This is a genomic window from Shewanella sp. SM74 (genome assembly GCF_025653725.1).
GTDB lineage: Bacteria > Pseudomonadota > Gammaproteobacteria > Enterobacterales > Shewanellaceae > Shewanella > Shewanella oncorhynchi.
This window is the reverse complement of record NZ_JAKKRZ010000007.1, coordinates 147851-160973: the sequence shown is the minus strand read 5'-3', so window position 1 is coordinate 160973 and position 13123 is coordinate 147851. Positions and strand designations below refer to the sequence as shown.

The window sequence follows — 13123 nt, the reverse complement described above, 5'->3', positions numbered from 1 at the left end:
ATATGTATACCATTCCACAGTAACCATTAAATCTACAGCTGTTTCAGCTTCCTTCCACGCTCATTATTTTTCGGCATATTCTGACTATATATCAAGGCGATAAACTATTTTTAGTACGGCATAAGGTATTGATTTTGTGACTTAAAGTGCTTTAGGTACTATAGTGAAAGCTTATTTTATCTGAAACATAGGTGAGCGCTTCCTAGGTTTCTTGTTTGATTTTGGGGGCAAAGTGCGAATTTTAATGAACAATTTCAAGGTAATTAGTTTTGTACGTCAGTGGTTACTGCTGGCGCTTTTGAGTATGACGTTGCCACTGCAGGCGAGCGAAGATCTGCTGTGGATGGGAACGACAGGCTTGCCTATGAGTGAGCGGGTCCATACCGGTGAACTTGCCAATGGTATGCGTTATTTATTGGTGAGCAATAAGACGCCGGAGCAGGCGGTCATAGTGCGGATGCGGGTGGATGTAGGCTCTTTGGTCGAGTCTGATGCCGAGCAAGGATTAGTGCACTTTCTTGAGCATATGGCCTTTAATGGGTCGACCGGATTGGCGGCGGGGGAGATGATGCCTACATTGCAGCGCCTTGGCCTGAGTTTTGGCGCCGATACCAATGCTGTGACTGAGTTTCAGCAGACGGTCTATCAATTCAACTTGCCAAGTAATAGCCAAGATAAAATCGATACTGCTTTGTTTTTAATGCGAGAAATTGGCAGTAATTTATTACTCGATCCAGCGCTAATTGAACGTGAAAAAGCGGTGGTGTTGTCTGAGCTGCGTGAACGTAGCGGTGCGGATCTTGAGAATTACCGTAACCAATTACAGTTTTTAATGCCAAACACATTGCTGTCAAAGCGCTTCCCTGTGGGGGAGGCGAACAGTATCAGTAATGCCAATCGCGAGGCGTTGCTGTCTTTATATCAGCGTTTTTATACGCCCTCACGTACTACTTTAATTGTGGTGGGTGATATCGAGGTCGCCGCGGTAGAACAAAAGATAAAACAACAGTTTGCCAGTTGGAAGGCCGCGCCTTTGGCCGCTAAAACCAAGGAACAAGCTATTGGTACTGTCGCAGAGCGCCAAAGTGTCGATGCGGCGGCATTTTTTGATCCAAGTCTGTCAACGTCAGTTTCCCTTGGCATGCTAAAACCCATCTCAGCGATTACCGATAGCCCTGCTGTGCGGGAGCAGGAAATGTTGCTCGAGCTTGCCCACGGCATCTTGTATCGCCGTATGGAGTCGCAATTACTGCATAGCCAAGGTTTATATGGTGTAAACCTGCAGGTTGGACCGCAGTTTGATATTGCCTATGGCACACAGATGAGCCTAGGTACGCAGGAAAATAACTGGCAAGAGGGAATAGCACTCTTGGAGAAAACCCTGCGTCAAGCAAAAGAGTTTGGTTTTAGCCAGCAGGAAATTGACCAGCAAATCAAACGTATGCATAAGGGATATCAGCTAAGTGTCGCGGGTAGCAGTACCATTAACAGTGTGAATATTGCCGAGAGTCTAGTGTATTCGGTGGCGGGCAATCGCGTCCCTGTCGAACCCGATTGGCAGCTCGCATTTTTTGAAAAAATAATGCCAACAGTGACACCGCAAAAGCTAAGCCAAGTGTTTAATCAAACATGGAACGCTACGCCGTATTTGTATCTGACGAGCAATAAGCCCATTGAAAATGCTGAAAAACAGCTTATCGCCAGCTACGAGAAAAGCCGTAAACAAGCGGTGAGCGCACCATCAATCAAGGCGATTGATGAGTTTGCTTATACTCAGTTTGGCGAGCAAGGCAAGTTAGTGGCCGATAGTCGCGATAAGGAAACGGGGATTCGCCAACTGCAATTTGCCAATGGCGTGCGCCTTAATCTTAAGCCTACCAACTTTAACAAAGGCACCACATTGGTCAGCCTAAACATTGGCTTTGGTGAAGTGCCATTCCCTGAGTTGGATGGTTTGTCTTATCTGTTTAACAGTGCGTTTGTGCAGGGGGGGCTCAAGGCCCATGATTATGACAGTCTGAAGGATATTTTTGCTGGGCAAGATATTTCCATCAACTTAGGCCTGCGTGAGCAAAGTTTTGGCGGCGAGATTAGCACTAATGCCGCAGAGCTACGCACGCAGCTTGGCTTAATGACGGCTTATTTAATTGAGCCAGGTATGGATAAGCAGGCTGAGCAATTGTTTCGTGAACAAGTGATTGCCGAGCAACAAAGTATTCATAGCAACCCACAATCTGAGTTTTCTAATCAGTTTGCCCGTATCTCCCATAATGGTGATAAACGCTATGGTTATGGTGAGCCTGAAGAAATTCTCAAACGTCACTTTGGAGAATTAGCGCCGAGTTTCCATTCGGCCGTCGAGCAAGGGGCGATTGAACTCGCTATTGTGGGCGATTTTGACGAAGCGAGTGCCATTGCTGCTGTGGCTGAAACGCTTGGCGCCATTAAGCGTAGCCCTATTGCTAATGCTCAGTCGATAGTACCTGTGTTTCCGAAAGTGCCCGTTCAGAAAACATTAACGCATTATGGTCAACTGGATATGGCGGCACTTGCCATGGTGTGGCCTACAACGGACATGACTCACTTGAGTCAACACGCGGGATTGGGTCTGCTGGAGCAAGTGCTAAGCATTCTATTAACGGAAAACGTGAGGGAGAAAGCGGGTGCGAGTTATTCGCCATCGGCCTTTTCTTACAACGATTTCAATGCCAGCGGTTATGGTTACTTAGGTTTGTTTAGCGTGACGACTCAAGCCATGTTGCCAACGGTTGCCGAGTATTTCACCGCCGCAGTTAAGCAAGTTAAAGCGCCTTCGGGGATCAGTGAGGACTTACTTAATCGAGCCCGCCAACCAGTGCTTGAGTGGATGCAAGCGGCGCCGCAAACCAATGGTTTTTGGTTAGATCTCACCTCAACCGCCCAGAGTCATCCCGGTCGTTTTGCTGCCTTTAAACAAAGGCAAGCGTTAGCGCAGCAGATGACAGTTGCAGAACTTAATAAATTGGCGCAGCAATATCTGCAAGACGATAGCAGTTTAATGATCCAAGTTCTGCCTGCACCGCCAGAACCTCAGCAATGAGTGTTGGTCTCATAGAATAGTAGACTGATCATTCACCGACATATCCCCTGTGGTCGCAAACCGCTGGGGATATTTTTCTACCTCTTGCTTCCTCTATCTTCTTTTACCAACTTTTCTTTCACGTTCGTGGTGTTATGCCCTCCCATAGGTCGTCAATGGAAATACCTGTTGTCGAAAATGCCACTCACAGATCTGCGCGAGTGAAACTAGGCTAGGCGCAACTTATGTGTGAGATGGCTAACGGGGTGAGGTATATGTTTCGATATCTATTGTGCAGTTTTTGTCTAGTGCTTTTGTACCCGACAGGGATAGATATGTACTTGGTCGGTTTGCCGCAAATTGCGCAGGATTTAGGGGCGAGTGAGGCGCAGCTGCATATTGCTTTTTCTGTGTATCTTGCGGGAATGGCAACCACTATGCTGTTTGCGGGGAGCTTAGCCGATAGGATTGGGCGTAAACCCATTACCTTGTTTGGCGCATTTTTGTTTGCTATTGCCTCTTACTTTGCCGGTAGTGCGCAAACCAGTGATCTCTTTTTAATGGCACGCTTTGCACAAGGCATTGGTGCGGGTTCTTGCTATGTTGTGGCTTTTGCGATTTTGCGTGATGTATTAGACGATAAGCGCCGAGCAAAAGTGCTCTCTATGGTCAATGGCGTGACTTGTATTATCCCTGTGATAGCGCCTGTGATAGGCCATTTAATTATGCTTAAATTCCCATGGCCTAGCCTATTTAACACTATGGCGGGGATGGGATTAATGGTCTTAACCCTGTGTATTTTTGTATTGCGCGAAACCTATCCTAAACCGCAATTTCACACCACAGTTGAGTCGGGTGGATATAAAGAATCCTTTAAACAGCGGTTTTTTCTCAGTCGCGTGGTGATAACGACTTTAGGCGTGACCACGATTTTAAGCTATGTAAATGTCTCTCCCATGTTGATCATGGGGCAGATGGGGTTTGACCGTGGGCAATATTCCAACATTATGGCTATGACAGCATTTGTGAGTATGGTTGCCTCATTTTCGACGCCCTTTTTACTTAACCTGTTTAAAGAAAAATCATTAATTTTGTTCTCTCAGACATTATTTGCCGCCGCAGCACTGGTGTTGATCTTGACCCAATTGGGCTGGCTGGGTCAGTTATTCAATCTGCTCAGTTTTGGTTTTGTGTGTTCCGGTTTTGCGATTGGATTTGGGGTCACCATGAGTCAGGCGCTGAGTCCATTTGTTACTCGGGCTGGAGTTGCCAGCTCATTACTGGGAATTGCTCAAGTGTGTACTTCAGCTTTATATATTTGGGTGATGGGTCTGCTCGAAGTAAGTGCGATTAATATATTATTAGTGATCCTCGCTGTCGGTGCGCTGGTGAGCATTACACTGATCTTAGCGGTTCCTAAATTGCCGGAAATTGTACTTAATGACCAAATCCCTGAGTCGGCTTGATCTTAACTTATTGTTTATTTTGCAGCTTTTATTACAGGAGCGGAGTGTCTCTAAGGCTGCCAAAAAGCTCAATGTCACGCCATCCACTGTGAGTAAGTCGCTGGCCAAATTACGGGATTGGTTTGACGATCCCTTATTTGTCAAAACGCCGCAGGGATTTCAGTTAACGCCATTGGCTCACGGTATGGAGCAGGAGTTATCCGAATGGTTGCAAATGGGTAAGCAACTGATGGCTAAGCGCGGTGACGAGATGACCAAAGGGCTCACCTTCGAGTTGATGCTTGAGTCGCCTTTGTTGCTTATCATGCTTAATGAGCTGACTCAGGCCATTTATTCTCAATACCCTGATGCAAAGGTGAAGGTACGAAATTGGGATTACGATTCACTCGAAGCGATTGTGCGTGGTGAAGCGGATATGGGGTTTACCGGCCGAGAAAGTCATCCACGTTCCAAGGAATCCCTTGATTTATTACCCTATTTTATCGATTTTGAGGTTTTATTTACCGATCTTCCTCAGGTATATTTACGCCGCGATCATCCCGCCTTGCAGGAAGAGTGGAATATAGACAGCTTTCTTAAATATTCGCATATCAATATCTTGTGGGAAAAGAGCGAAACTTGGGCCTTAGATGATGTGCTTATTGAGCTTGGGTTAAGCCGTAATATTGTGCTGACCTTGGCCAGTTTTGAGCAGTCACTGTTTGTCGCGGCAGAGCCTCACCACAGCATGATGGCAATTGCGCCACAATATTGCGAACAATATGCCCGCCAATTACACCCTGACTTAGTCAGTCGCCCCATCCCGTTAAGCGACGAATATCTTGATAAACTCGCCATTCCTTTTACCTTGATTTGGCATAAGAGAAACAGCCACAACCCCAAAATCACTTGGTTGCGAAGCAAGATAAAAGCAATTTATCAACAGCATGATTAAGGCTGTTATTTACTGCATTAACTTGTTTGGGGAATACCCAATTGCTGACAAATATGTTGGATACAAAGTTCTCGCTGTTGGCACCATAGCCCATAGCTGACGGGGATCAGTTTAATGCCCGCGCGCTGTAAGAGTTTATACAGTTCAATATCGAAAAAGTCCGCCCAAGGTCCTGGGTAACCGATTAAATCTATTGCTAAATATTGGTTACCATAGCGACATAAAATATCCAGTTCTAACCCCGCCATATGGTAGGCGCGCCAGACAGTTATGCCTTTTTCTTCAATCGCAAGTGCTACAGACTGGCCGAAGCTATCGAGGGCATCGACATAATTATGTGCCGCTTGAAATTGCCCCGCCGATGCTAAGTAAGTTGCCAGTAAATTATTGTTGGGGAGTTCATGCGCTTGTACCGATAAAAATAGCCACTGCATTTGTTTAGCGCGGGTGATCGCGACATTGAACATATCTTCGCGATTTAAATACACGGCGGCGCGGCTGTCGTTGGCCGTAATGCTAAACGATAGCAGCATAATATCGCGCTCTTCCCCTTGAAAACCAAAGGGCGTGGCAATCCGTAATTGATGACGTTCTATTTGCTGCGTGCTAAAGCGTGCGAGGATCTGCTGGGATAAATACTCCGTCTGATTGCGAAAACAGGAGAGTACACCAATGCTGGCGGGCACTAATGCATTCTCTTGTTCATCAATCAGTTGAGCTAACTTTTGAATTAATGCCTCCGCTTCTATGGCGTTAATTCCCTTACTATCACGGTTGCCAGTAACCTGGACTCTGTGTAAGTGCCCTGAACTTGTGCAAGGTCTGTGCTGCATAATCTTCAGCATACCTTGATAAAACTGCTGATTACTAAATTGGATCAGCTCAGGTTTACTCCGAAAATGCTCATTTAAAAATACCACTTGGGATTGGCTCGCAAGGGACAGTGACGCTAAGTCGAGCATACTGGCATCACGGTAGCTCATTAGGCCGCGACAATCTGGGGCGAGTCCGAGTTGGGTCTGGATTTGAGTTTGTTTTGCGCGGGATAAAAACGAGAAATGGCGCAGTTGTTTGCTATCTCCCACCACCAGTGCCGCTTTTGCTCGCTGCAAGGCCGGTAAACATGCGGCAATATTGGCTTGTGTGGCTTCATCAATAATCACTAAATCAAACATTTGCTGCTCCATGGGCAGCACTTTATGCAAGCTGGCAAGGCTAGATAACCAAATGGGAAAGGTTTGTTTTAAGGCATCAAAATCCGTCTTGTAGAAGCCGTCGAGTTGCTTAGCGGATTGCCGAGCGCGCAGTGCACTGGCAAAACTCACCAGCGTACTGCGCTTATGTTTGAGTAATTGGTTTAATCGATAGTGAGTTGCCAATTGTAAGTATTTGAGGCTTAAGTCTTCTTTTTGGGCGATGAGGGCCGTTAATTTATCGAGTTCATTCCATTGCTGGGCAAACCTTTTGATACCTGCACGGTAAGCCCAGTTGTAAAATCCTAAGCGCCAACGGGATTGTCCTTGTTGTAAGGTCGCCAGTTTTTGGCCGCGACGTATGGCATGGCGGCAATGACGTATAAAGCCCGCTTCCATCTTGACTTGCTGACGAGTCACAGTATTAAGTTGTTGTTTTGCACTTAATAGCAATCTATCCGAGATGGCTTCATCAGATGCAGGGTGCTGACCATGGAGCATTTCATCAATCTGGTTTTTAAGGATTTTTATAAACTGCGGCGAGCCTGCTCGGATAAGGCTGCTCCCTAGCTGGAATTGTTGTTGCAATTTATCGGCAATCACATCAACAGCTACATCGGTGTGGGCGACGATGAGGACAGATTTACCTCTTAATACCTGCTCTGCTGCCACTGTGGCTATGGTGTAACTCTTACCTGTTCCTGGTGGGCCTGAGATCTGCCCTAAAGTATGATTGGCCGCAATCTTTAAGGCCTGAATTTGCGCGCGGCTTAACAGCCCAGGAAGATAAGCCTCTTGCGTGTCTTCACTGGCGCTGATTGATGTTGTTTGTTGTGTTTCTGCGAATAGCGCTTTAAGCGGTGCTGATGGTTCAGCCGCTGTCATTAGTTTGTCGAGTTCGTGCAAAATGCCCCGACTCGCGATCGAACGTTCTGCCAAAATGATTTGGCTTCGACTGACAAGAAACTGCCCACGTTTACGGCATAAGCTAGTGAATTCAGCCTCATCGATCAGCTTGGGAAAATGCAATAAATGACTGGTATCGACATCGGCTTGGCCCGCCCGCAGCCAAGATATCCAGCCACTGACATCCGTTGGATTATCGCGTAAATCTTGGCTTAGGCTATGTCCTTCAACGACTAATTTTTCTAATAGAGCTTCATTGATAGTGAATGGTCCGCTGCCAGCTAGAGTGTTATTGCTCTCTAGGTAGAGATTATCGCCGTCAGCCTGTAATTGGCATTCGCGATAAAGGAGTGGTGTCACGACTTTTCGTTTTTCGCCATTAAGGTCGACTGTGCCGCAGAAAAACAGACAGCAGTGCAATAATACCTTTTCACGTAAATACAAAGCGCTACGTGCTAGTAATGCACTGGCGGGAGCAAATGGCACTGGCAAGCGGGGTAGGAAGCCACTGCTTAACTCGTCTTCATGTTGGAGTAATAGCTGATCTTGCTCGGCAAGCTTGTGGCTAGACCAGAGATTGATTTCAGCACTATCGTGTTGAAAACATTGTTTGTAGTAGTTGAGAATCCCTTGCAAATCCTATCCATCCCAAAGGCTTAATTGGCGATGCGAGAGTAACCTAATCGCATTAGTCGAACAAGGTTTGTACCGTTTGAGGATAGTTTATCCATAGTCGCTTTAAGCCTAAAAGAGAGGTGTTCGATAGAACAGTCATTTTCCACTGGAGCAGAATTTTTGAGAGGCGAGCAAAAGTATCAGCAGCCGCATTTGTATCAATTAAGGGCCAGAAAAGTGTGGTTTGTATCACTTTTTTGTGTGTTATTGAAATGTTTGTTAAGTGTTTGAGTTTGTAAAATATTTGTTTTTGTTTTTAGTGGAAATTGCCATTGTTGTCATTGTATAACTGCGTAGATTGAACTGAATTTTTGTCTGCTAATGAGGGAAACAATGATAAAAAGTAAGCTAAAGGGATTCGCTGCGGTGGCTGTTGCCTGTTTAGCGGTAACGGCATGTGGCTCAGATGATAATAATGAAGAGGGCACAGATCAAAATGCCACCTATGTGCAATTTTATAATGCTTCAGCTGGAAGCACTGCTACTGCACTCAAAGTTGCCGATAAAACCTATGAAAGTGTGATCTATGGGGACACTATGCCGCGATTTACGTCGACGGCTGGCGTAACTGCGATTGAAGTGATGGCTAAGGATGCCTCTGATAAAGATATCTCTATTTATAAAGAAAATATCGATTTGAAAGTTGCAACGGACCATTTCTTTGTATTACATGGTGATTTTACCGAACCTAAATTACTTAATATCAACTATTCTCGCACTGAACTCGATAAGCTCAACGAAGTGGCTGAAAACAGTAAAATGCAGCTCTTGATTGCCAATACTGCTGTACATGCCCAAGCCTTTGACGCTTATGTTTCTAAGTCGACCCAAACCTTTGCCGATGCCGTGATGTTAGGCAGTGTGGCCTACGGTGAAGTGTCGCAGCCGCAAGTGATGGATACGGGTGAATATAAGGTTTACCTCGCACCAGCGGGAACAACCAATGTTTCTTATACAACTGCGAACATTAAATTCAGTTCTAAGGTGCCTTATAAGCTGATCATCCGCGAAGGTTTTGGTGCTTCGGATTCAAAAATCACCTTGGACAGTGTCGATTCAACTACCAATGTTCGCAATCATGTAGCATTAGAAGCGAGTGTCGATTATCGCGTCTTTAACGGTTTAGGTTCGCACATTATCGATGTGAAAGTGGCTAGCAGTAAGCAAGATACTCTGTTTAGCGAAGTGCCATCTTTTGGGGTGACTAGCTATCAAGGTGCTGAGTTTAATGATTTTGGTGTGAGTGTGTTCGACCACGGTACGCAAAATAAATTGCTCGATAACGTGTTGATCACCCTTAACCAAGATGACATTAAAACCATCTTCATCTATGAGCAAACGACCGAGCAGGGCAGCCAAGTGAAGGCGATGGAGATGAAGCAAACTCAGACGCCAAGTCCCTATAGCTTTAAGTTCGACATTGTGAGTTTTGCCGATAAAAGCAATCTAACCGTGTATTTCTTAAAGGCAAATGACACGATTGAAACGGCTGTAAATAAGATCACCGCAGTCAATCCAGCAAGCCCTCAGTCATTGACTGTGCCAGCTGGCGAATATTCTATTAAGGTTATCGCTGTGGAAAACGGTACTAAAACCGTTGTCTATGCATCCGATTTAATGGATTTCAGCAATGAAGACAATGTGACTATGGTGCTGAATAAAGATCCTTCTACTAGCTTTGGTTATAACTTGATTAAGATCTAACCGCTAAGGTGAGTGAACGGCTCTAATAAAACAGCGCTACTTAGGTAGCGCTTTTTTTGGGCTGTTTTTGTGTGCTCGTTTTAGTGGGCTTAGTAGATTGAGCATTATTGTCTTAGCATTCACTTTTTATTGATTGTGGCTGCGGGGTTAATGTAGGCTGATCGGCAAAAATTAAGCCGAGCATTGCTGTGGTGCTGTGGTGTGAATAAGCTGTGGTATGAATAACGCGAGCAATATAGGAAAAGGAGTTCACTGTGATGAGTAAAGGATTTAAAGACGGTCATTTCCAAATTGGTGAAGGCAGTATTAGCGGTACAATAGCGTGTATGTTAGCGATATTATCGTTTCTGGGCGTATTGGCGTTTCATTTTCCCGAATATCTCACCACTCCTGAATTACGTCAAAGCTATAATGTCGATGTTATTCGTAGCTTAATATTTGTCGCCTTAGTGGTGTCGGGCAGTTTAGGTTTATTGAATTTTATTCGAAATAAAAATAAGCGTTTCGGCTTTGTGGCTTGGGTATTTGTGAGTTTAGCGATTGCCTTTGGTGGTCATCAAGTTGAGGTCGAGCCTTTTGCTAATCATAAGGTCTCACTGGGTTTAGATTGGTTTATTTTAGACTTATTAGGCTCAACCTTAATTTTCATTTTTATCGAGAAATGGCTACCCCATAAACCAGAACAAGCAATATTGAGACCCGAGTGGCAAGGGGATTTAAACCATTTTTTGGTGAATCACTTAGCGATTGGCTTTGTATTATTGGTGGCCAACCAATTTGTACAGTCGAGCTTTTCTTGGGCTATTTCCAGCACAGTGCAAAGCTTTATTGCGGGTCTTCCCTTTGTGCTGCAACTACTGTTGATTCTATTGGTCGCCGATTTAATGCAATATGCGGCGCACCGTGCCTACCATGAAATTCCTTTCCTGTGGCGCTTCCATTCGGTGCACCATAGCGCGAAACATTTAGATTGGTTGGCTGGTTCAAGGCAACATATGTTTGAGTTGATTGCTACCCGTTGTTTAGTGCTCACGCCGATTTTTATCTTGGGATTCTCCAAAGACATCATCAGTATTTATGTGATTATCGTTGGCGTGCAGGCGGTCTTTAATCATGCCAATGTGCAGGTTAACTTTGGCTGGCTACGTTACTTAATTGTCAGTCCGCAATTCCACCATTGGCACCATGCTTCCGATAAGGCGGCAATCGACCGTAACTATGCTGCCCATTTTTCTTTTTTAGATTACCTATTTGGGACTGCAGTTCGAGGCCAGAAAGAGTGGCCAGAGCAATATGGTGTCGTGGGCGATTACATGCCTGTTGGCATGTTTAAGCAGCAATTGTATCCCCTTGGTTTAGCGAAGAAAGACACAAAATAATGGCGCTGCAATTGGAGTGGTTTGTTTTGGAATGATTGTCTGGGAGTATTGATTAGGTCAACTGAGCAGTAACGCTGAACTGTGGCGGTTAACTCTGATATTGGGATAGAAACAAGCCCAACACAGCGCTTGGGAACTGCGCTTTGTTGGGCTTTTTGCCGTTCAAACTACAATCGTTATTCGGAAATTTTCAGTTCTTGGCCCGGCTTAATAATGCTTTTGCCATTGAGCTGGTTCCACTTCATTAAGTCAGCCAGTTTAACCTTATTCTTACGGGCGATTTTATCCAGCGAATCACCTGATTTCACCTTATAAGTGGTTGCTTTTACTGTAGGTTTATCGGCCGATGTTGAGGTGGTCGCTTTAGCCTTGGTCGACGACTTATTGCTCACTTTTTTATCTGTCTTCGCCTTGGTTTTAGTGGGTTCAGGCTCATTATCATTGCCCGCCATTGGCGTTAACAGTGTGAGCTCTTGGCCGATTTTTAGGCGGTCAGATGTCAGATTGTTGGCCTGTTTTAATGCTTTCACTGACATATCAAACTTGGTTGCGATTGTGCCTAGGCTGTCGCCAGATTTGACGATATAGCTTTGGCTGTCATAGCGTTTTTGAGCGTATAGCTTGTCTTGATTTTCCTGATAATGACCTATGTTTTCCAGCGGTAAGGCGATTTGATATTTGCCTTTGCTGGGGATTACACCTTGGCGAAAGCCTGGGTTATAGGTTTTAAATTCTGCTTTGCTGAGCCCTGCTGCATTAGCAATCTGGCCAATATCTACGCCATTAGGTGCTGGCACTCTTTCCAAGAAAGGGCGGTTAGCAATAGGGGGGACTTTTAAACCGTAGTGGTTGGGATTTCGAATAATCTGAATAAATGCCAGCCACTTAGGGACTGTTTGTACTCGCTTAGCGGGGATACCCAGTGACCAAAAGTCCGTAGGTTTACCCTTGGCTTTGTTTTTATCAATGGCGGCTTTGATCACTAGCTCACCGGTATTGTAGGCGGCGACGGCGTTGATCCAGTCTTTGTCTAAGGTGTCGTATAGGTGCTGTAGATAGTCAAGCACTGCATCGGTTGAGGCCAGCGCATCTTTACGGCCATCGTAGGCAGAATTCACCGTTAAGCCAAAATTACGTCCAGTAGCAGGGATCATTTGCCACAGTCCTGCGGGGCCGTTAGCTTGTGCTAAAGGGTTATAGCCACTTTCGACTATGGGCAATAACGCCAATTCTAATGGCATGTTACGCGCTTCGAGCTGGCTGACTATGTAATACAAGAATGGCTCGGCGCGATCGCCAACCTGATTCATAAATTTTTGTTTATCATCGAAAAAGTTACGCTGTTTACGTACTTCGGCATCATCATGGACGTCAATGGTATTGGCGTGTTGGATCTTTTCCCATACATCGCTGTACTGCTCAACCACTGCGGGTGGCGTTTGATGCTGTTGTGGCGAGTGGTCGTTATCATTACTGACATCACTTGCTGCGGCATTGAATTCAGTGGTTGATGGGCTTGCTGATGTCGTAGCGCAACCGCTCAGTAGGGCCATTAGCATGGCAAGCATAAGCACTGTAAAAGAGTGCGTTTGGCGAAAATGTGTCCGCATGATTGTCCTGTGATGAGTTGACTGGGCATTCCATATTGGTGCACATGCTAATCTGTTTTCGAGTTTCTGGATAGCTCCCCCACAGTTTCCCCCTATTTGCAGCGCCTGCCTAACGCCTGCCTAACGCCTGCTTAACGCCCGTTTAGCGCCGATTGTGCCGCCCTTTGGCTGGATATCTTGCGTTTAGCTTTAGCCATT

The 13123-nt window shown here is 45.5% G+C and carries 7 protein-coding genes; 5 read left to right on the top strand and 2 right to left on the bottom strand.

Going from position 1 to position 13123, the window contains the following annotated elements; translation table 11 throughout:
- The first annotated feature begins 244 nt into the window (after positions 1-244).
- From L5M49_RS09655 to yidZ, 3 genes are all read left to right on the top strand, one after another.
- The gene (locus tag L5M49_RS09655; protein WP_263265940.1) at positions 245-3079 is read left to right on the top strand and encodes a M16 family metallopeptidase; all 2835 of its coding nucleotides are present in this window, start codon (positions 245-247) and stop codon (positions 3077-3079) included.
- A 254-nt stretch (positions 3080-3333) separates the two neighbouring features.
- Positions 3334-4524 carry an MFS transporter gene (locus L5M49_RS09650; protein ID WP_263265939.1) on the top strand — a complete coding sequence of 397 codons (1191 nt, stop codon included), beginning with the start codon at positions 3334-3336 and terminating at the stop codon, positions 4522-4524.
- Positions 4499-5458, top strand: a complete 960-nt coding sequence (gene yidZ, locus L5M49_RS09645; protein ID WP_263265938.1) for an HTH-type transcriptional regulator YidZ — start codon at positions 4499-4501, stop codon at positions 5456-5458. The genes L5M49_RS09650 and yidZ overlap by 26 nt, the downstream gene beginning before the upstream one ends.
- A 17-nt stretch (positions 5459-5475) precedes the next feature.
- Here yidZ and L5M49_RS09640 read toward each other — a convergent pair whose 3' ends face one another.
- Entirely contained in the window at positions 5476-8193 is a 2718-nt protein-coding gene (locus L5M49_RS09640; protein ID WP_263265937.1) for a DEAD/DEAH box helicase, read from the bottom strand.
- Positions 8194-8565: 372 nt separating this feature from the next.
- Between L5M49_RS09640 and L5M49_RS09635 the strand changes: the two genes are divergently transcribed.
- Both L5M49_RS09635 and L5M49_RS09630 read left to right on the top strand, forming a co-directional pair.
- Positions 8566-9936: a DUF4397 domain-containing protein gene (locus L5M49_RS09635; protein WP_263265936.1), complete on the top strand. Its 1371-nt coding sequence runs from the start codon at positions 8566-8568 to the stop codon at positions 9934-9936.
- A gap of 257 nt (positions 9937-10193) precedes the next feature.
- Positions 10194-11315 carry a sterol desaturase family protein gene (locus L5M49_RS09630; RefSeq protein ID WP_006083140.1) on the top strand — a complete coding sequence of 374 codons (1122 nt, stop codon included), beginning with the start codon at positions 10194-10196 and terminating at the stop codon, positions 11313-11315.
- 176 nt (positions 11316-11491) lie between these two features.
- Here L5M49_RS09630 and L5M49_RS09625 read toward each other — a convergent pair whose 3' ends face one another.
- Positions 11492-12925 carry a LysM peptidoglycan-binding domain-containing protein gene (locus L5M49_RS09625; RefSeq protein WP_263265935.1) on the bottom strand — a complete coding sequence of 478 codons (1434 nt, stop codon included), beginning with the start codon at positions 12923-12925 and terminating at the stop codon, positions 11492-11494.
- Between the last annotated feature and the right edge of the window lie 198 nt (positions 12926-13123).